Source organism: Serratia sp. CY55921, from assembly GCF_052167655.1.
Taxonomy (GTDB): Bacteria; Pseudomonadota; Gammaproteobacteria; order Enterobacterales; family Enterobacteriaceae; genus Serratia; species Serratia ureilytica.
In genome coordinates this window covers 1,725,017-1,743,118 of the sequence record NZ_JBJNMU010000001.1, presented here as the reverse complement: position 1 = coordinate 1,743,118, position 18,102 = coordinate 1,725,017, and the positions used below count along the sequence as shown (strand labels likewise).

General features: G+C 54.3%; 29 protein-coding genes and 1 pseudogene. 18 read left to right on the top strand and 12 right to left on the bottom strand.

Going from position 1 to position 18,102, the window contains the following annotated elements:
- Positions 1 to 14: 14 nt before the first annotated feature.
- Complete coding sequence (locus ACJ8M3_RS08445) at positions 15 to 245, bottom strand: DNA polymerase III subunit theta (protein WP_033642715.1); 231 nt, start codon at positions 243 to 245, stop codon at positions 15 to 17.
- 340 nt (positions 246 to 585) lie between these two features.
- Between ACJ8M3_RS08445 and ftnA the strand changes: the two genes are divergently transcribed.
- From ftnA to ACJ8M3_RS08425, 4 genes are all read left to right on the top strand, one after another.
- Complete coding sequence (gene ftnA, locus ACJ8M3_RS08440) at positions 586 to 1,104, top strand: non-heme ferritin (protein WP_033642716.1); 519 nt, start codon at positions 586 to 588, stop codon at positions 1,102 to 1,104.
- A gap of 326 nt (positions 1,105 to 1,430) precedes the next feature.
- Positions 1,431 to 1,814 (top strand): CopC domain-containing protein YobA, encoded by a 384-nt coding sequence (gene yobA, locus ACJ8M3_RS08435; protein WP_004940886.1) that lies wholly within the window; start codon positions 1,431 to 1,433, stop codon positions 1,812 to 1,814.
- Between the two features lie 2 nt (positions 1,815 to 1,816).
- A complete protein-coding gene (copD, locus tag ACJ8M3_RS08430) occupies positions 1,817 to 2,698 on the top strand; it encodes a copper homeostasis membrane protein CopD (RefSeq protein WP_089196930.1) in 882 nt (293 codons plus the stop codon).
- Between the two features lie 69 nt (positions 2,699 to 2,767).
- Positions 2,768 to 3,109, top strand: a complete 342-nt coding sequence (locus tag ACJ8M3_RS08425; protein WP_016928154.1) for a YebY family protein — start codon at positions 2,768 to 2,770, stop codon at positions 3,107 to 3,109.
- Between the two features lie 316 nt (positions 3,110 to 3,425).
- Here the strand turns inward: ACJ8M3_RS08425 and ACJ8M3_RS08420 are convergent, their stop codons facing one another.
- The 9 genes from ACJ8M3_RS08420 to ACJ8M3_RS08380 form a co-directional block, all read right to left on the bottom strand.
- A complete protein-coding gene (locus ACJ8M3_RS08420; protein WP_060450651.1) occupies positions 3,426 to 4,508 on the bottom strand; it encodes a tyrosine-type recombinase/integrase in 1,083 nt (360 codons plus the stop codon).
- Entirely contained in the window at positions 4,483 to 4,824 is a 342-nt protein-coding gene (locus tag ACJ8M3_RS08415) for an excisionase (protein WP_080437611.1), read from the bottom strand. The genes ACJ8M3_RS08420 and ACJ8M3_RS08415 overlap by 26 nt, the downstream gene beginning before the upstream one ends.
- Entirely contained in the window at positions 4,790 to 4,996 is a 207-nt protein-coding gene (locus ACJ8M3_RS08410) for a hypothetical protein (RefSeq protein WP_182264686.1), read from the bottom strand. The genes ACJ8M3_RS08415 and ACJ8M3_RS08410 overlap by 35 nt, the downstream gene beginning before the upstream one ends.
- Positions 4,997 to 5,046: 50 nt before the next feature.
- The gene (locus ACJ8M3_RS08405) at positions 5,047 to 5,223 is read right to left on the bottom strand and encodes a hypothetical protein (protein ID WP_168166355.1); all 177 of its coding nucleotides are present in this window, start codon (positions 5,221 to 5,223) and stop codon (positions 5,047 to 5,049) included.
- Between the two features lie 41 nt (positions 5,224 to 5,264).
- On the bottom strand, positions 5,265 to 5,765 hold the full coding sequence (locus ACJ8M3_RS08400) for a siphovirus Gp157 family protein (RefSeq protein ID WP_077038959.1): 501 nt from the start codon (positions 5,763 to 5,765) through the stop codon (positions 5,265 to 5,267).
- Positions 5,765 to 7,936 (bottom strand): hypothetical protein, encoded by a 2,172-nt coding sequence (locus ACJ8M3_RS08395; RefSeq protein ID WP_380693501.1) that lies wholly within the window; start codon positions 7,934 to 7,936, stop codon positions 5,765 to 5,767. The genes ACJ8M3_RS08400 and ACJ8M3_RS08395 overlap by 1 nt, the downstream gene beginning before the upstream one ends.
- A gap of 51 nt (positions 7,937 to 7,987) precedes the next feature.
- Positions 7,988 to 8,266 (bottom strand): hypothetical protein, encoded by a 279-nt coding sequence (locus ACJ8M3_RS08390; RefSeq protein WP_089194571.1) that lies wholly within the window; start codon positions 8,264 to 8,266, stop codon positions 7,988 to 7,990.
- 10 nt (positions 8,267 to 8,276) lie between these two features.
- The gene (locus ACJ8M3_RS08385) at positions 8,277 to 8,594 is read right to left on the bottom strand and encodes a hypothetical protein (RefSeq protein WP_099032783.1); all 318 of its coding nucleotides are present in this window, start codon (positions 8,592 to 8,594) and stop codon (positions 8,277 to 8,279) included.
- A 487-nt stretch (positions 8,595 to 9,081) separates the two neighbouring features.
- Positions 9,082 to 9,483, bottom strand: coding sequence for a helix-turn-helix domain-containing protein (locus ACJ8M3_RS08380; RefSeq protein WP_080335416.1), 402 nt, complete (start codon positions 9,481 to 9,483; stop codon positions 9,082 to 9,084).
- Positions 9,484 to 9,561: 78 nt separating this feature from the next.
- On the opposite strand from ACJ8M3_RS08380, the gene ACJ8M3_RS08375 reads away from it, so the two are divergent.
- From ACJ8M3_RS08375 to ACJ8M3_RS08330, 10 genes and pseudogenes are all read left to right on the top strand, one after another.
- On the top strand, positions 9,562 to 9,762 hold the full coding sequence (locus tag ACJ8M3_RS08375) for a Cro/CI family transcriptional regulator (RefSeq protein WP_072269387.1): 201 nt from the start codon (positions 9,562 to 9,564) through the stop codon (positions 9,760 to 9,762).
- A 61-nt stretch (positions 9,763 to 9,823) separates the two neighbouring features.
- Positions 9,824 to 10,276 carry a toxin YdaT family protein gene (locus ACJ8M3_RS08370; RefSeq protein ID WP_099032782.1) on the top strand — a complete coding sequence of 151 codons (453 nt, stop codon included), beginning with the start codon at positions 9,824 to 9,826 and terminating at the stop codon, positions 10,274 to 10,276.
- Positions 10,277 to 10,299: 23 nt separating this feature from the next.
- Positions 10,300 to 10,518, top strand: coding sequence for a hypothetical protein (locus ACJ8M3_RS08365; protein WP_047568246.1), 219 nt, complete (start codon positions 10,300 to 10,302; stop codon positions 10,516 to 10,518).
- Between the two features lie 2 nt (positions 10,519 to 10,520).
- Positions 10,521 to 11,279, top strand: a complete 759-nt coding sequence (locus ACJ8M3_RS08360) for a helix-turn-helix domain-containing protein (RefSeq protein ID WP_164120394.1) — start codon at positions 10,521 to 10,523, stop codon at positions 11,277 to 11,279.
- A complete protein-coding gene (locus ACJ8M3_RS08355; protein WP_164033931.1) occupies positions 11,269 to 12,684 on the top strand; it encodes a DnaB-like helicase C-terminal domain-containing protein in 1,416 nt (471 codons plus the stop codon). Before ACJ8M3_RS08360 ends, ACJ8M3_RS08355 begins: the two co-directional genes overlap by 11 nt.
- 44 nt (positions 12,685 to 12,728) lie before the next feature.
- Entirely contained in the window at positions 12,729 to 13,151 is a 423-nt protein-coding gene (locus ACJ8M3_RS08350) for a hypothetical protein (RefSeq protein WP_164033932.1), read from the top strand.
- A 3-nt stretch (positions 13,152 to 13,154) separates the two neighbouring features.
- Positions 13,155 to 13,400, top strand: coding sequence for a hypothetical protein (locus tag ACJ8M3_RS08345; RefSeq protein ID WP_164033933.1), 246 nt, complete (start codon positions 13,155 to 13,157; stop codon positions 13,398 to 13,400).
- Positions 13,397 to 13,609, top strand: coding sequence for a hypothetical protein (locus ACJ8M3_RS08340; RefSeq protein ID WP_164033934.1), 213 nt, complete (start codon positions 13,397 to 13,399; stop codon positions 13,607 to 13,609). The genes ACJ8M3_RS08345 and ACJ8M3_RS08340 overlap by 4 nt, the downstream gene beginning before the upstream one ends.
- Positions 13,602 to 13,901, top strand: coding sequence for a hypothetical protein (locus tag ACJ8M3_RS08335; RefSeq protein WP_239510620.1), 300 nt, complete (start codon positions 13,602 to 13,604; stop codon positions 13,899 to 13,901). The genes ACJ8M3_RS08340 and ACJ8M3_RS08335 overlap by 8 nt, the downstream gene beginning before the upstream one ends.
- Positions 13,894 to 14,710: pseudogene (locus ACJ8M3_RS08330) on the top strand (DNA adenine methylase). The gene ACJ8M3_RS08335 and the pseudogene ACJ8M3_RS08330 overlap by 8 nt, the downstream one beginning before the upstream one ends.
- A 343-nt stretch (positions 14,711 to 15,053) precedes the next feature.
- On the opposite strand, the gene ACJ8M3_RS08325 reads toward ACJ8M3_RS08330, so the two are convergent.
- Both ACJ8M3_RS08325 and ACJ8M3_RS08320 read right to left on the bottom strand, forming a co-directional pair.
- Positions 15,054 to 15,581 (bottom strand): ImmA/IrrE family metallo-endopeptidase, encoded by a 528-nt coding sequence (locus tag ACJ8M3_RS08325; protein WP_164120392.1) that lies wholly within the window; start codon positions 15,579 to 15,581, stop codon positions 15,054 to 15,056.
- Between the two features lie 2 nt (positions 15,582 to 15,583).
- A complete protein-coding gene (locus tag ACJ8M3_RS08320; RefSeq protein WP_164033935.1) occupies positions 15,584 to 15,934 on the bottom strand; it encodes a helix-turn-helix domain-containing protein in 351 nt (116 codons plus the stop codon).
- Between the two features lie 347 nt (positions 15,935 to 16,281).
- Between ACJ8M3_RS08320 and ACJ8M3_RS08315 the strand changes: the two genes are divergently transcribed.
- The 4 genes from ACJ8M3_RS08315 (at position 16,282) to ACJ8M3_RS08300 (ending at position 17,975) form a co-directional block, all read left to right on the top strand.
- Positions 16,282 to 16,473: a hypothetical protein gene (locus ACJ8M3_RS08315; protein ID WP_128144657.1), complete on the top strand. Its 192-nt coding sequence runs from the start codon at positions 16,282 to 16,284 to the stop codon at positions 16,471 to 16,473.
- Between the two features lie 70 nt (positions 16,474 to 16,543).
- Positions 16,544 to 17,137: a DUF1367 family protein gene (locus ACJ8M3_RS08310; protein WP_164033936.1), complete on the top strand. Its 594-nt coding sequence runs from the start codon at positions 16,544 to 16,546 to the stop codon at positions 17,135 to 17,137.
- Complete coding sequence (locus ACJ8M3_RS08305; protein WP_182264679.1) at positions 17,134 to 17,418, top strand: DUF1364 domain-containing protein; 285 nt, start codon at positions 17,134 to 17,136, stop codon at positions 17,416 to 17,418. Before ACJ8M3_RS08310 ends, ACJ8M3_RS08305 begins: the two co-directional genes overlap by 4 nt.
- On the top strand, positions 17,415 to 17,975 hold the full coding sequence (locus ACJ8M3_RS08300; protein WP_308341367.1) for a DUF1133 family protein: 561 nt from the start codon (positions 17,415 to 17,417) through the stop codon (positions 17,973 to 17,975). The genes ACJ8M3_RS08305 and ACJ8M3_RS08300 overlap by 4 nt, the downstream gene beginning before the upstream one ends.
- The last annotated feature ends 127 nt before the right edge of the window (positions 17,976 to 18,102 follow it).

Genomic DNA, 18,102 nt, shown 5'->3' with positions numbered 1-18,102 from the left:
AACGGCGGGTTTTGTTATTTGGCCTTCGGTTCGTAAGGCAGACGCGAAAACTTGTGGGATTCCGCGCGGTAGTGCGCCACGCGCTCGCGAAAATAGTCGCGCAGCGGCTCCGGCTGCTCGCGCTCCACCACTTCCGGGATCACCGGCATGTTGTAACGCTCTTTGTACGCCACGCCTGAGGCGGCGAGATCCACATTCACCCTGTCCATTTCTTCTTTGGACAACTCGGCCAGATTGTAACCCACCTTATGCTCCTTACTTTGCCGCATTGAATCTGCGCAGAAGGTAATCCACCCGGCGGCGCTTGGCAAGCCCGTTGCGCCGCGGCGGCGGGCGATATTTATCCAAGAGTAATGCAATCTATTTATTCTTTTAAATAAGAATGATTCGCTTTTTGATTAAAATAAAAGATCTAAATAATTCTCATGTTAATTACCAATAATTTTATGATATTTTAACTTATTGATATAATTTGTTTTTGTAATTGATTTGGTTTGAATGTAAATAAGGTGTTTTTATTTTTACGGCGACAGGGCATAATGCGCGGAAATTAAATTCATGACCTGCAAAATAAAAGGAATGATTATGCTGACGCAAGAAATGACTCAAAAGCTGAATGAGCAACTGAATCTGGAGTTCTACTCCGCCAACCTGTATCTGCAGATGAGCGCATGGTGCAGCGACAAAGGCTTTGAAGGCGCCGCCGCATTTCTTAAAGAGCACTCTCAGGAAGAGATGCAGCATATGCAACGTCTGTTCGACTACCTGAGCGACACCGGCTCTCTGCCGCTGCTGGGCACCATCGCGGCCCCGCCGGTGGCGTTTGAGTCACTGGCGGACGTGTTCGAACAGACCTACGAACACGAGAAGCTGATCACCCGTCAGATCAACGAGCTGGCGCACGCGGCAATGTCCTCTCACGATTACTCCACCTTCAACTTCCTGCAATGGTACGTGGCGGAGCAGCACGAAGAAGAGAAACTGTTCAAATCCGTGCTGGATAAGCTGGCGCTGGTGGGCACCAGCGGCAAAGGCCTGTTCTTCATCGACAAAGACCTGAAGAAAATGGGCGCGATGGGCCAGGGCGGCAACGGCCAGGCCTGATCCCTGACTGAACATTGAAAAACCGCGCGCGGGGCAAACCCGACGCGTGGTTTTTTTTACCCTGCGTTTATCGCGGTTATGCGGCGATACGTGCTGCCGGATCGCAAAATGCCAGTGATGCGCTCGACTTGCTGAGGCGTGCTCGTTATGATTTACCGCGATACGCTACAGGGATGGTAGAGTCAAAACAGCGGGTTAGCCGATACAACCCGTTTTTCTGTTTACCCGTGGCGCAATCATTTGCGGTGGGTTGGGGCCGCTGATACATCGCCTTGGCTGTGGCCTTAACCCTTATGACCCTCTTTATATTGTTAAGGGATACCACTGTGATCGGTAAAATTCGTTCCTCCTGTCGCCTGCTTTCCACCGTTTTCGTCCTGTTCGTTGGCCTGTCTTCACAGCAAGCCTTGGCGCACGCTCACCTGAAAGTGGAAACGCCGAAGGCCGACGCCAGCGTCAGCCCGGCGCCGAAGGCGCTGACTCTCAGCTTCTCCGAAGGCATCGAGCCGAACTTCAGCGGCGTGAAAATCACCGGCCCGGATAACGCCGTGGTGAAAACCGGCAAGCTGCAGCTCGATCCGAACAACAACACCCAGGTCAACGTGCCGATCGAAGGCGAGCTGAGCGCGGGCAAATACAACGTCAGCTGGCATGTGGTGTCGGTCGACGGGCATAAAACCAAAGGCCAGTACAGCTTCACCGTAAACTGATCGTGAGTTTGGCGACCCTGTTCGTTCTGTGTCGCTTGGTGCACTTTGCGGCGGTGATGCTGATGTTTGGCATCAGTCTGTTCACCGCCTTATTGGCACCGCAGCGCCTTTCCCCGATCCTCTCCCGCGATGTGCGTCCGCTGCTGCTTGCCGGCACCTGGATTGCCGGGCTTTCCGCCGTGGCGCTGCTGGCCATTCAGGCCGGGCAGATGGGGGACGGTTGGCAAGACACCTGGCGGCTGGAGGTTTGGTGGGCGGTGCTCGGCACCACCTTCGGCGAAGTGTGGCGCTGGCATCTGGGCCTGTCGCTGCTGGCGATCCTGAGCCTGCTGCTGCCAAAACGGCCGCGCGCGCAGGCGTTGGCGCTGTGCTCAGCGCTGCTGCTGGTGAGCCTGGCGTTCATCGGCCACGCGGCGATGCACGAAGGCGCGCTGGGTGCGCTGCACCGCGCCAACCATGTGGCGCACCTGCTGGCCGCCGGTTACTGGTTCGGCAGTCTGGCGCCGCTGCTGGTTTGCCTGCGCTACCTGCAGCCGCCGCAGTGGCGCAGCGACGCCATCACCACGCTGATCCGTTTCTCGCGCTGGGGGCACCTGGCGGTGGCGGCGGTGATCGTCACCGGCATCGTCAACAGCCTGATCATACTCGGCGGTTGGCCGCTTAATCTCAGCTCGCCTTATCAGCGCCTGCTGCTGATCAAAACCGCGCTGGTGGCGCTGATGGTGATGGTGGCGCTGGCCAATCGCTACGCCATCGTGCCGGCGATGAGCCGCGTACCGGCGCTGGCGCAGCGCGGGGTGGTGCTGGCCTGCTGGCTCGAAGTCGGGCTGGGGATGGCGGTGCTGCTGCTGGTCAGTTTATTTGCAACCTATGCGCCGGTTTGACATTTCAGCTTGCCGCAGGCCGGCAAGCTGCGGGAAAATCGACGCGAATAGCAACCTTAAGGCCATCACATGAAATCGGTATTACTCGGCATTACGCTGCTGGCAACCGCGACCGGCGCGCTGGCGGCAGACAAACTGGTTAACATCACCAAACTGGAGTACGGCAAACAGTGGGCGTTCACCAAGGAAGAGGTGACGCTGCAGTGCCGCAGCGGCGGCGCGCTGTTCGTGCTGAATAACAGCACCCTGATGCAATACCCGCTCAACGACGCGGCGGAGCAGCAGGTGAAGAAGGGCCATCAGCGCGCACAGCCGCTGGACGTGATCCTGCTGGACGATCCCGCTGAACCGGGGAAGAAAATGAGCATGGCGCCGTTTATCGAACGCGCCGAGAAGCTGTGCGCTGACTAACCGCTTGTTTGCCAACGCCTTGCCCAGCGCGCGCAGATTGATGCGCATTTGCCGCATAGTTATTTCGTCACGAAACTATCACGCGGCCGCCGGGCGGCTGGCAAAACTGGCGCGGTAGGCTACTCTTAAAGTGCACGGCTGAACAAGCCCTGCATTAAATGCCAACTTTTAGCGCACGGCTCTCTCCCAAGAGCCATTTCCCTAGACCGAATATAGGAATCGTATTCGGTCTTTTTTTGAGTTGTTGATTTTAAAGGGTTTATTTTCGCTTGTCCGAAAATGTCCGAAATATGTCCGAATTTTGATATTCGGTCTTTTACAGCATCACGTACTCTTTCCCCCTCGTTTTGAGATATTTCAGCGTCATCATTTCCGTTGTATGCCCCAGCAGCTTTTGAGCAAATGCCTTGTCGTTCTGCTTTTCGTACAGGCGGCCGGACAGGCTTCGGATCTCGTGGAACGTCGGTGGGCTTTCCTGAAACTCCAAACCCGATGCTTTCCGCGCGGCGACAAATTTTTTCGTTAACCCGTCGGGATGGATCGAACCATCTGGGCTATTTTTCCTGATGCCGGCGCTGATCATGAAGTCCGTCGTGCTGACCAATCGGCATCGGTCGATAACGGCGCCAAGCCGCAGGCCCATGCATTTCAGTTCAAGATCAAGGGGGAGGGAGAGCAAAGCCCCTGTCTTGCCTTGTTCAACCTGCAGGCGTCCGTCAACGATATGGCTAAAGCGCATTTGTGTCAGATCCTCGCGGCGCTGGCCGGAGACCAGAGCGAGATCCATCGCCAGGCAGAACCAAGGCGGCATTGTTTCCGCGGCCTCTCGAATCGGCCCGTATTGCTTCAGTTCCAGACGTTCGCGCATCACGACAGCTTTCGCCGCGCGGGTAGGGGTCACAGGGTTATTTTCTATGTGACCTTCCACGATCGCCTCGCGGAAAATATCAGACAGCACCGATCGCATGGTTGCGGCCATTGTCTTTTTGTTCTGGGCGATCCAAAACTCGAGAAATTCGGCGATGTGGCGTGTCGTGATTTTTGTCAGCACCATGTCGCCCAGGCGCTCCCGGATAATGGCAATTTGGCCGGCGCGCACTTTGTATGTGTTCTCGGCAAGTTCTCGCCGCTTGAATAGGACATCGTACCGATCGAGCCAGGCGTTTAGCGTGTATTCGTGGCTGCCCTTGATTTTCTCCAGGAGCAGAACGGGAGAGTAATTTTGTTCGATATAGTGGTTGGCTTCAATCGCCTGGGCGATAGCCTCGCGTCGCGAAATCTGACCGAGAGAGATCTCCTTTTTGGTGACTGGATTGCGCCAGTAGAACGCGTTCCGGTTTCGGCGGAATGTCAGGTTTTTAGGCAGTCTCATGTCATACTCCCCCCTTTGCCGAGTCATTAATCACTTTCTCCATAAACGCTGTTCTTGCTGGCTCGATGCTGCGAGCTTCTTTTATTTTTTTGCCTAAGCGAGGATCGCTTGGGTCTATGTATATGGCACCAGGTACAAGCCTGTATTGCTTACCGTGTTTTTCAGCCGCCGGGTAAAAATTGCCGTTTCGAGCCCAGCGCTGAAGAGTTTGCAATGACGGTTTTTTCCCAGGATAAGTGCTATTGCACCATTCCTCTAAGGTCAAAAATACGGCGTGGCTAGTGTTGTTGATTGTGTTTGGAAGATGACTATTGCAACTCCCCTGGATCAATTTGTTGGACATGGTCTTTCCTCAGTTTCAGCTTCAGTGATTGGGCGATTGCGTCGTCGGTCACACGACACGCCCGGGCGATATCGTCATCGCTCAGCGTCGCTTTTCTGACGCTGGCAGATAGCCGGCCGATCTTGATATCGAAATCAGAGAGTAGGCGGGCGCCTGGTTGCCATGGTTGCATTGCTGTTCCCCGTTGTGTGGTTTCCAACAATGCAAACATGGCGGGGGTGGTTATTTCTGATTAGGCGTAATCGGTTTTTTAAAGGCTTCTTTCTCGCGTGTCAGGCGTACAGATTGCGGGAAGTGGAAAGCCAGTTCGCCGCGGCTCTCGGCCTCAATGATTCCGGTGGTACCGTCAGGGAAGGTCACGTGCACCGCATCGCCTTTGGCCAGGTACATTCTCAGCATGTGAGATCCTCAGTATTGGCCCCGTCGCCGGGGCCGGATGATTAACGCACCTGCAGCGACGGTTCGCCGATTTCGATATGCGCGCCTTTGACTTCCACGCCGTTCTCGATTGCCTCTTTGATGGCTTTCTTGTCCGGCGCTACCACCGTTTGCACCGTCACCAGTTCATCCGGCAACAGGTCGGCATTGTCGACCACCACACCGGCGGATCCTTTGCGCGCCGTGAAGGTATTTGCGGTGGTTTTAATGGAGCCCTGGCCGCTGGCCAGCAGGCACGCCAGCACATACTTGCGGATCGACTTGGCGCGGTTCTCGAATGATTTTTTACGGTCTGTCAGGCGTTTGATTTCAGCCGCCAGCGTGTCGGCTTGCCCCTCGATATTACGAACGTGGATAAAAGCCGCGTCCAGTTTGTCGCCCAGCGCCCCCTCGATACCTTCCAGCGTGTCGGCGATCATCTCCGGCGTCAGATCGTCGGAGGTTTCGATCAGCTCCTGAAACTTGGCGTAATCAGCTGCTAATGCAATGGCGTTAATACTCATTATGCTTTCTCCTCGGTCAGCGCGGCGATACGTTCATCTTTCAGGGTTGTCAGGCGGCGCAGGCGGCCGGTCAGGTACTTGGCGTGATCGGCATCGCCTTTTTCCTCAGCGGCCTTGCGATGCGTTTCGACCTCGCGAGCGATGGAGGCGTGAACCTTACTGGCCTCGTTGACTGTTACAGCAGATGTGATGGTGTCGGCGACTTTTGCCAGCTTCTCGTCCAGTTCTTCACGCAGGCGCGTTACGTCTTCGGCCTTGTCACTGGCATTTCTGATCGCGAACTCGGTGGCGTTTTCTTCGCGATATTCCGGCAGGTCATGCCAACCCAGGAACACGTCGGCGGAGAAGCCCAGCATGGACAGCGACTTTTTGATCGCGTCGGTGAGGCTCTTTTTCATCACCTCACCGTCAGCCATAAAACCGCGTTTCGTTTTGTACATATATGGCGTGGCGCCATATGCCGTAACTCGGCCTTTGGTACCGTTCAGGACATACCAAAACTCGATCAGCAGGCTGTGGTTCTGCTCGAACAAGATAGAGCCGTCGGCATCGCGAAGAATGCGGTTACCAATAATTTTCCCGCCCTCGAATACGGCCTCGCTCATTGGTGCGCCGGCGATCATCTTCTCCTCTACAATGTCAAAGCCCCAGCCCGTACCGATAGGGCCAAAAATTTCGGTTGCGCGCATAAACATGTATTCGCTGTTGATGCTTGTACCTACATAGCCAGCCCCCTCGATCGGCTTCGTATATCGAGGATCTGTGCGCATAACGCGCTTCCAGATATCGAGATTCTGCTGGGCCTCCGCTGGCTGCTCGGCGATCACCTGCGCAACCTGCGCGGCACGCTGCTGGAAATCGTCGGCTTTCAGCTGCTGCGCCAGCGCTTCGGCGCGGTCGGCGTTTTCTTCCGCCTGCTGCAGTTGCGGGGATTTCTCCGCTGGCGCGTTGGCGTAAACGCCATAGCCCATCTGATCCAGTTGCTGCTTGGCCTGCGCAGCCGCGGCGTCGGTAACCTGCTGCTGCGCCACTTCCGTTTTTTCACCCTGATTTGAGGCGGCAGGTTGCGCCGTGTCTGGATCCGTATGCTGCTGCTCACCGCTTCCGATCAGACCTTCGATAGAGAAGCGGCCGCCGCCAAGGTTGGCCACCTCGACCGGCTTCTCGTCGCCCTTGCCATAGTTCGCCAGTTCGGCGCATGCAGGGTGACCAGCAAGACGGGATTTCACAAAGTGCAGGCGTTCTGCGTCGTCGCTGATCAGCTTGAGGTTTTTCAGGCCGTCGGAAATGATGCCGTGGCGCACGTCCGTTTCGACGTTGAGAATGCCGACGATCACACGCAGCGTTTTGTCCCACGCGCGCCAAGCGTTATCGCGGTTTGCGATAATCTCTTTGGCGTTCTTCACGTCAGCCGCTTTCGCATCCGCAGGATTAACGCCCATGATCGACAGTGCGGTGTGCATGCTCAGGGTGTTGTAGTCGGCCGCACCGCCGGTATTGTCGGTGCTGGTGCTGGTGCTGGTGCTGGTGCTGGTGCTGGTGCTGGTTTGAGTAAAGTTTTCGCGATCGCGCGGATTATCCACCCAGGCCTGAGCAAACTCGACAACATCGTCATGCGACGGCATATCATCCCCAAAGCTCTGAATGACAGCCTGCGCCAGCCGCAAAATCGCCTCTGGTGACATTGCACCGACCGCTTTTACCGACTGCAGACCAGTGATTAGGTCGCGCATGCCGGTATCGTCCGGGGTTTCTTCGTCGTTGATGAAATCCGCAGCCATCGACAGTTGATGGTTATCGATCTCGGTGTTGCAGTACATGACGACGGCGGCGATCCGAATATCCGCAGGCTGCGCCATCAGGTCGATAGGCCCGGCCGGCAATTCTGGATCTGGCTCTTTTGGCGTCCACGCGTTGCCGTCGAACACGTTATCAGCGGCAAATTTTTCATCGAACTGACCGACAGCCGGGCGAGGGTGTCCAGTTTGATCTTCGACGGTTTTCGGATTGAAGAAGTTGTCGCCGCCCTCCGGGTAGGATTCGTACAGTTTGCCGGTGGCGATGCTTTCGGCCGCGCGCTTGTTTGGAGCTTCCAACGCGATCACCAGCGGTACGGCGCCGTTAACCTGGGCCTTTTTCTTCGGCTCAAAAAGTGAAATGTAGATAGGCATTTTTGGTCTTTCCTCTGTTTAAAAACGGCGCTGGTCAGGCGCCGGGGTGGGTTAAAACTTCTCGCGCGCTACGGCTTTCACGTTGTCGCAATACCAGCTGTAAAGCTCACGTTGGCGCTGCTGCAGGGTGTCAGACGTCGCCATCATTACGGCCATTAGCAAGCGGTCGCGGGTGTCGGCGGCGTTGCCGTCGATGTAGGTGAAAACCTCGATCGCCTCGTCGGAATAGCCGTGCGTCGCCGCGGCTTCGAACTGATCGCGTTGGCTTGCTGGATCGACTCCATACCACAGCACCAGCTCTGATTTCAGGTTATCCATTTCGATATCCATGGCCACGCCCTCAGTACGGGAGTTCGTCGGCGTCGACAGGGCAGTGCTCAATGCAAAGCAGCTGCTGCACCTGATCGTCGATCTCGGCAATGCGTTTGTAAGTGGCGTCGGCCAGACGGGCTTTTTCCAGCTTCAACGCTTCAACCTGTTTCCCGATGATGTCGATCGGTTCAGGCTGGTTAACGTCGATGTGAATTGTGCGGGTTTCCAGCAGCACGTATTCCGGGTACTGAGACATGTCCATGGTGAACACAGAGATTTTCTCTTGCGTGTACTGGCTAACGTTCGCGTGGATAAACAGCGTGACGGGTATCTGTAGTGCTTTCATAGCGACTCCTGATATAATCGGAGCTGATCAGTAGCTCCATGGGTTATTGGTCTTTCCTCGATACAGGGTTGGTCCCCTGTATCATTCCCGGTTGCTTTGGTCGGCGCCGGGGTAAAAGAACCCGCTTCGGCGGGTTTTTTTACGTCTGGTGGTTGCCGGTCTTTCCCGGCTGTCAGGCTGGTCAGGCCGCTGGTCTTTCCTCTATTTGCTGGGTGAAAAAATTGCCCCGGCGCGCGGGGCGAAAGACTACACACAGCAATGTCTTTCGGGTTGTGGTGGCCGAGAACAACGCCCCGAAGTTACGACCACCACGTTTAAATTCTTTGCCGCGTATCGCCCGGCTGGCGGAACATTTCTGAACAACCGCTGCAGGGTTAGTGCGCTGTTGATGAAATTAGCTTAACTAAAGGTAAGTTAATGGTCAATAAAAATTACTTGCAAAAAGTTAAGTCTCTGCATCGAATTGAGTAATTTACTGATATTTATATTATTTTTTCTTTGAGTTTTTTCTTGCAGTCAAAAGCTCTTCAAAAAGAGCATTGAAGTCGTTGACCTTGGCCTCTAGATCAGCCAAGTGACGATCTTTCTCTGATTCAGGAAGAGAATCAAATAGTTCGATGAGCTTGGCTTGTCGTTCGTCAAGCTCTACAGGCAGCTGATCGGCAGGGAGTGGGGTTTGATCTTCATCACCGTAAAGCAACCAGGTAGGAGTACAGCGTAGAGCCTTAGACAACAGAAAAAGGTTTTTGCCTTTCGGTTCAGTGTCTCCGTTCTCCCATTTAAAAACTGTGACGTGAGAAACCTTCACAGCGTCAGCTAGCCGCTGCTGTGAAATGTCCAGTTCTGTCCTGCGCATCTTCATGCGGTCGCTTAATGAGGTCATTTTCATCCAGTTACTATAAATTAATTTGACTTAGCTTTTGTTAAGTTGTAATTTTCAAACAAATGTTAATCACAGGAGGCAAGAATGCTTACTGAAGACGCAGTTAAATTCTTCGGAAATAAAACCAAACTCGCTGAAGCCGCGGGCGTTTCGCAGGCTTCAGTATCGCGCTGGGGGAAGCAAATTCCCGAACGACGCGCTGCTCGTTTAGATCGCTTAACTGATGGTGAGCTGTCTTACGACCCCGCGGCATACCAGCACCCGAAATCAACGGATGCAGCTTAACAACCAACCCCACCGAAATCCGATTAAGCAAAATGGGTTTTCGAGCGACAGGAGACGCGAAGTGGAAAACATCGAGAAACTGAAAAACGAGATCGTGGGCTGGGCGGCGGAGCAGGGGCAGGAACACGTTGCCATCGAGATCACCCGCGCATGGTTCCAGCTCGGCGCCGACGGTGATCGGGTTCGGCTGTATCCGATTGAGGATGAAACCGGTGCCGCCGACTGGCGAGCGATCAACACCAACCGGCAGGCGATATTTCGCCATATGCGCAGCGAGTCGAAAGCCGCGCGTGAGAAGGTGCGGGAACTGGCCGACGCTATGCTTGCCGCGCTGCCGGCGGAACGGCGCGCCAGGCTGGCCGGCCCGACTCAACAGTATTTGCTTTCGGTGGCCATCCGTGAATTTGCCGCCGCGATTATCGCAATCCTGCTCGGCGCCTGTGACTCGCCGCAGCGCATTGCCGGCGCACTTGTCGCCCTGCAGGAAACCCAGCGCCTGACCAGCGCCGCGTAAAACTTTGTACCGAGGAAAGACCAATGCAAGCCAACCACATCACATACCGGAACGGCTGGCGCCTGAATGGCATGCCTGCCGACGCCGCAGAAATCAGACCGATCTTTGAAGATCGACAGGCTGCCGCGCATGCTGTCTGGGAACAATACGAGCAGGGCAAGGCCGCGCTGCGTGAAGAAAACTTATCGCCGGAGCAGTACCAGGACGCGTGCCGCCAGCTTGCAGACTCGCTGGGGATCTGATCATGAGCATGGAACTGATGGTGCGGGCCATGAAAATCAAAGTCGGCAACCCGCTGCGCAAATTGGTGCTGCTGAAACTGGCCGACAACGCCAACGATCAGGGGGAGTGCTGGCCAGCGGTTCAGTACATCGCTGAGCAGTGCGAAATCTCCAAGCGCTCTGCCCAAAATCACATTCAGCAGCTGGTCAAAGACGGTCTGGTGCGTATCGAAGAGCGCAAAGCCGAGAACGGCCTGAATCGCTCAAATATCTACCACTTAGTGCTGGGTGGGTATGGTGCAAATGCTGCACCCTATGGTGCAAATGCTGCACCCTATGGTGCAAATCCTGCACCCATGGGTGCATCTGCTGCAGGGGGGGAGGGTGCAGGAGCTGCACCCAGAATCAGTCATTCTTTTGAACCAGTCAATGAACCTATTGTTGGTGGATCAGCTGGCGCTGATCACCCTGAACAGCCGCAGGCCGATCGGATGGATTATCAAAAAATCCTCGAAGCCTATCACGCTACGCTGCCGGAAATGGCGACGGTGCAGATCCTGACGGATACCCGTAAGCGCACGCTGCGTAACTTCTGGAAGAAATTCAAGTTTAACGAAACCCGCTGGCAGGCATACCTGCAGTTTATCGCCGAGAACTGCCGGTGGATGCTGGAAGACCGGCCGAACGGCCGTGGTGGCCAGTGGCGCCGCAAAAACTTCGACTACCTGATCACTGAGCGCTGCTATGTCGCCGTGAAAGAGGGCCGCGCCGATGATCGATAACCTGCCGGCCGCCCCGTACAACATCGACCTTGAGCAGGCCATTCTCGGCAGCCTGATGCACAACACTGAGCACGACAGGGCGGCGGCAGTGTTCGGCCTGTTGAAACCGGAATCGTTCTACCTGGCGGCGCACCGGATAATTTTCACCGAGCTGCGCGCGCTGGTGAACGCCAGCCGCCCGACTGACCTGATCACTCTGAGCGATTCACTCGAGAGCAAGGGCGTACTGGAGCAGGTAGGCGGATTCGCGTATCTGGCGGAAACCGGCAGGAATACCAGCGTCCCGGCGATGGTCAGCTATGCGCATGCAGTGCGAGAGAAAGCGGTTCTCCGCTATGCGCTGGAGAAGCTTTACGCCTGCGTTGAGCTGGTGGGCGCCAACAACGGCATGGACGCGGCGAACAAGCTGGCCAGCGTGCAGCAGATGATCACCGCCGTATCCGACCATGCGAGAACCGGCAAACGCGGCGGCCTGCGTGCTGCGGGGGAAGTGATCGGCGAATGGGTGGACGAGATGGATCGCCGATTCCAAGACCCGGACAGCGCCGCCGGCCTGACGTTGGGGATCGAGAGTCTCGACCGGCTGATGTACCCGAAACAGGTGCTGCGTGGCGCGCTGGTTGTGGTGGGCGCCCGCCCGAAAATGGGCAAAACCGCGCTCTACAACAAAATCAGCGCGCACTTTGCACTGAATCACCGACTACCGACGCTCGTTTTTAGCCTGGAAATGACCGACCGGGGGATCATCGAGCGAATGGTCGCACAGGAAGCCCGCGTGAAGTCCGAAATTTTTTACGTTGGCGCCCACGACGACAGCGATATGGCGCGCGCCATGGCCAAGGCCACCGAGCTGGCCGAGTCGAATCTGATGATCGACAGTACGCCGGGCGTGACGTTGGCGCACATCGTGGCGGAGTGCCGCAAAGTGAAGCGCCAGCGCGGCACGGTGGGGCTGGTGGCGATCGACTACCTGACCCTGATGAAAGCCGAGGAAGCCGAGCGCCGTGATATTGCGTATGGCGATATCACCACTGGTCTGAAAAATTTGGCCAAAGAATTGGATTGCCCGGTGCTGCTGCTGACCCAGCTGAACCGCAAACTCGAAGACCGCGCCGACAAGCGCCCGGTGCCGAGCGACAGTAAGGACACCGGCCAGATCGAGCAGGATTGCGACGTGTGGATCGGCCTGTACCGTGACGCCGTATACACCAAAGGCGCCGACCCGCAGCTGATGGAAGTGATTTTGCGCCTGAACCGCGAGGGCTCTACTGGCACCGCGTATGCGCTGCTGGAAAACGGATATATCCGAGACATAACCGATGAGGAGGCCGCGCGCCGGGCGCAAACCGGGCAAGCGAGAGAGCGGCGTTACGCCGACAAGAATGAAGCGACAAAGAGTTTTTAACCGGCGCCTGACCAGCGCTTGAACGACCAAAACGAGGAAAGACCATGAGCACTATCAACGAAATGATCCGCGATAAGCGGTTTGTGATGGATGACGGCTGCGATCACCTGCCGGCCATCATAGACAGAATCAACCAGGCGGCCCGCGCCCGTTCCCGCGCGCCGTACTGCCCACCGCCCAAACCCCAGCGCGTAGCCCGACCGGCAGCAGAATCTGGTCCGATCGTCAAAATTGGTGACCGTATCAGCTACGGCCGCCGGGTGATGACCGGTATCTACGAGCTGCAGCGCCTGGGGCGCTCCCCCGAGTGCATCGCGCTGATGCTCCGCATGCCCCTCGATCGTGTGTTGCACATCCTGAAGCCTATAACGGCCGTACGCCGCGAAATACAGAAAAGAGTGGCAAGTGGATTACCCCCACAGGAAAAAGACGTCATGCGCCGTCTGGCGGCCGAATCGAGGGCGTAAACCATGGCTGGGCAATCGGACTATCTACCGTCCGGCCTGCCATTCAATCGAGGAGCCTGGACGCAGGAACAACGAGACCTGGAGCAGTACGACCTGCGCGCCTGCGGCCTGATCCGTGACCTGTACGCACGGAAAATCACACGCACAAAAGTGCTGGTGGCGATTGAAGAAGCACCGGGGCAATACCGCGAACATTTCAGAGCGCGCCTGAATTACTGGCGTGAGCGTAAAGACGGGATAAAGACATGAAAGCGAGCATCGTAAAAACTCACATCGGGACGGTTATCACGAAAGACGGACCTAAGCGCAAGAAGCTGCACGAAACGAGCGCGATGTGGGTTGTCGGGAAAAACGAGTATTACCGAAAGGACACCGGCAAACGCCATTTTGCGGAGCATACGCGCCGACGCCTGGTACTCGACTCCATTAAGCCGATCCAGGGGGACGAAAATGCTTAATCAAACCGAAATAGCCATTGGCCAGATATCCGAATACATCCAACGAGTATGTCAGGGCATGCAGCTGCAGGAAGCAAAAGAACGGCTGGCAAAAAAGTTGGTTCTGTACTCCGTAGATGGATGCAATACCGAAACACTGAATACCACGTTTGCCGCGGCACTAAAAAGCCATACGCGTGATTCATTATTTTCGCATATCAAGCAGTCGGAAAGTAAGAAATTCATATGTCCTCGCTGCGGAGCGGAGGGATGGCACTACTGCCATGCTGGACAGGAGGTAGAGCGTGACTGATATCAAACACCCAGCAATCCGTTACCATGGAGCAAAATTCCGTCTGGCGCCGTGGATCATTGAGCACATGCCGACGCACACATGCTACGTGGAGCCGTTTGGCGGCGCAGCTGGCGTATTGCTGCAAAAGCCACGCAGTTATGCTGAGGTTTATAATGACCTAGACGGTGAGGTAGTCAACCTGTTCCGCGTACTGCGCGACCCGGTGCTGAACCAGCGCCTGCAGGACTCATGCCTGTTGACGCCGTACTCACGCGATGAATTTTGCTTTGCCCGTGAGCATATCAACGATCCAGTCGAGCGCGCCCGCCGAATGGTTGTTCGCGCCTGTATGGGTTTCGGTTCCGCTGCTGGCATCGGCGGCCAGTCAGGATTCCGCATTGATAGCAAACGGGAATATGCCATCGCATCGCATTTATGGGCGCGCTATCCAGCGAACTTGTCAGCAGTTTGCCAGCGTCTGCAGGGCGTCATCATAGAAAACAAAAAAGATGCGATAGCAGTGATGCGCGCTCACGACGCAGAGACAACGCTGCACTACATCGACCCACCGTAGGTGCCGGAAAGCCGCGTGCAGGGAAACCGCTACTACAACCACGAAATGACCGCAGAAAATCACGAACAATTACTCGCCGTGGCCAGTAACGATGGCAGGTATGGTGATGATCAGCGGGTACGACAGCGAGCTATACAACGATTTGCTGGCCGGTTGGCGGAAGGAAACAAAATACTCTCGGATCAGCGCCGGCCGTGGGACGAAAGTACGACAGGAATGTTTGTGGATCAGCACAAACAGCAAGAAGGTGTAAACACCTAGAATAAAAGCTGGCCTTGGCCAGCTTTGCTTAGAGGGAATCAACCCATGGCCAGTTTAGGGCCGGTATTTTGATGCCGGAATTTTGATTGCGAATGCAGTCAATCCCTTCTGATGAGCATAGATACGTTTACCTTTCACCGTGATAAATGGACGAAAGATAGTGATAAATTCCTCAGAAGAGGTGTTTTTGATGTTCATAAATATACCTGTAAAAGTTTGCGCTGTTGACAAAACTTTGGGTACACGTATACTCATAACCGCCAAGTTTATCGTATTCGTGTACGACCAAAAGAAAGCCAGCGACAGCGATGCGCTGGCTTTTTTCCATATCGAGATCATCTGTTTTTCCTAAGCCATGTTGTAGCTGCGGATAAACTGACGCCAAAATCATGGCTAATTTTTTCTGCTGTACTTCCGGGTTCGACCAATCGAGAATCTATGAGGAAATGGCTTGCAAAAACATCAGCTTGCCACTCACTATCTTCGTAGATCTTATGCTTTCCCGCTGTGCTACTTCGTGCATAGGCCATTTGATTCCTATGCATAATCAAATGACCTAGCTCATGCGCAACTGTGAAGCGGGAGTGGTGTTCTCCTTCACAAAGGCCATCATAAACCGATTGCCGTAACACAATCTTATTGCGATCAGGGTATGTCAAAGCATAGCGGCCTTGAAGCTCGCGGTCTTCAACAATTTCCAACATGATCGAGTCTGTTGCAGCAAGTCCTTCTAACAAGACATCAAGCCTCATGTAACGGCTATTGTTGAGTTCTAATGCATCCCTAAGTTGTTGAGCATAATACTTAATTTTTTCATTGCTCAGTGGGGAAACGCGATGGCCAAGTTCTCGTTTCGGTACCATAGTCAGTCCTTCAGCATTTTATTCAGCTTATCCAATTGTTCAGGGTTTAGGTCCTTGAACTTTCGAGCGAAAGCAAGAAGAACCTCTTTGTTTTGCTCTTCCGCATCGCTCATATCAACTTTGAGCGTGGGCTGAGACAGTTGAGCTAATCTGCACAGCTCAGAGTAATCAGTACCATTTATGCTGAACGCAGTTGCTATGTTATTAACGAAAGCTTCGGGGATAGCTCGTTTACCTAATTCAATAGCAGAAAGGTAGGCAGAACTCACACCAACCAAATCGGCCATATTTTTCAGTACCATACCCCGGTCTATCCTCAACTTCCTGAGATATTTACCAAAGCTAGTAACCATAATCACACCCTCTCATAATTCTAGTGTTAGTTATACTCCTATCAGTTCTCTAATTCAACACTTTTTGTTGAATTCAACTCTCCTCGGTGTGTTCAAATACTACCACGCAAAAGATGTGATGCAATGATTTTCTATATGTTGTGTTTGTTTTTCTCTTTTTGCGTATATATGGTGTTTTTTGTTTTCCATATCCATTCAGAGACCGGGTGCCGGCTAGTCTACTTTTGCCGTTCCTGCCAACGCTGGCATTCTTGCTCTTCTATCGCACAAAAAATGCCTGTGTTTATATACAGTGTTTTTGTGACATACTTCTCCTGTGAATTGGTTGTGCCAGGGGAGAAACAAAAATGATTACGAAACAAGATGCTATCGATAATTTACCATACACAGGACGAGTCATTATTCGCTGTGAAAACGGTAGCGTGAAGAGCATTCGTAACGTATACAATAATGAACACGTTGCATCATTTAACGCGTTGATTGATTTAGCAAAATCCGCAGGTTATTCGATTGTGTCACCAGACGGGATTAAGCTATAATTAATGGGTCGGATTGAACACCCGGCCTATTCAATTTCTGAACAACTGCTGCGCTACTGGAGAACATTCAATGGCGCAGTATTCGTACATCAAAGCAGCAGGTGATCTGCTGGTACCCGCAACCAGGGATGCCAGAGATTTTCTGCGATCCAAAAAAGTCGGCTCTGTTTTATACGCCGATTTCAAACAGGCCAGAAACCCGGCATTTCACCGCAAGTTGTTCTCGTTGCTTAATCTCGGCTTCGACTATTGGCAGCCGACTGGTGGCGCCATATCCCCCGCAGACAAAGCGCTTGTAAATGGGTATGTAAAATTCCTCGCATATTACGCCGGCGGTGAAGATGCGTTGCAGGCCGCCGCCGATGAATATCTTGCGGATATAGCAGAAAAGCGAGCCGGGAATATCAGCGCCGCAAAGTCATTCGAAGCTTTCCGGGCATGGGTAACTATTCAGGCGGGCTTCTACACCAAATTCATCATGCCTGACGGAACCACTCGTAATGAGCCAAAGTCGATCTCGTTCGCCAAAATGGACGACATCGAATTCGGCGAATTTTATAAAGCCGTCCTTGATGTGCTCTGGAACTACATCCTGTTTCGCACTTTCCCCGATCAACAGTCTGCAGAAAACGCGGCCGCCCAGCTGATGGGGTACACGTCGTGAGCAAATTAACCAAAGAGGCTCGCGGTCGAGAATGCCAGGTGCGGATCCCCGGCGTCTGCAACTTCAACCCAGAAACCACTGTGTTGGCGCATTACCGGTTGGCCGGAACCTGCGGCACGGCAATAAAACCAGACGACACACAGGCCGCTTGGGCCTGCAGCGCCTGCCACGATGAAGTAGATCGCCGCACGCGCTTTATCGACGCGAACGACGCCCGACTGATGCACGCCGAAGGCGTCATGCGCACGCAAGAAATTTTGAGAAAGGAAGGAAAGCTATGATCTACCCCGACAACATCGGTAAAGGCGACGGCAAAGAACTGCATTTGCGTGCACTGGAGCGCGTTTGGATACAAGGGCGGCTGAAAATGTGGGGCCGGTGGTCAGGGATGGAAAGTTTCGGCAGGGCCGGCAACATGTTCAACCGACTACTGACGAGCAACAAGGTGACAAAAGCGGCGATCACCCAGGCGCTCAATCAGTTGAAAAAGGCGGGATGTGAGCAGGAAGAATTGCGCCAGTACCTGCTCGACATTCTGGAGGGGAAGCAAAAAAGCAGCCTGGCATTTTGCACTGATTCCGAGGCGGCGATTATGGATCGGGTGATCGGGGGCGTTCTGCTGGATTACCCAGGACTGAAATTTATCATTCAGCAGCGCTATATCGGTAAAGGAAAGAGCCTGAAGGAGATGGCCGCGGATCTGCATGATTACCGCCCTGATTGGTGCATGCGCACCTGCGAGACGCGCATCGCGGTGTGGGTGAAAACGGCGGAATACATGCTTTATCGCCCGATGAGTGATGCATTTGAGTTGAATGGCGAGCGATTTTGGCGTTGACTTTGCGCGAAAAATGATTAAATTGGGATAAGCTTCGCGAAGTTATATCCGCAGCGACAAATTCAAAAGAAACCCGCCATTGAGCGGGTTTTTTGCTAAAATAGCCTTCTTTAAAATGGAGGGCATC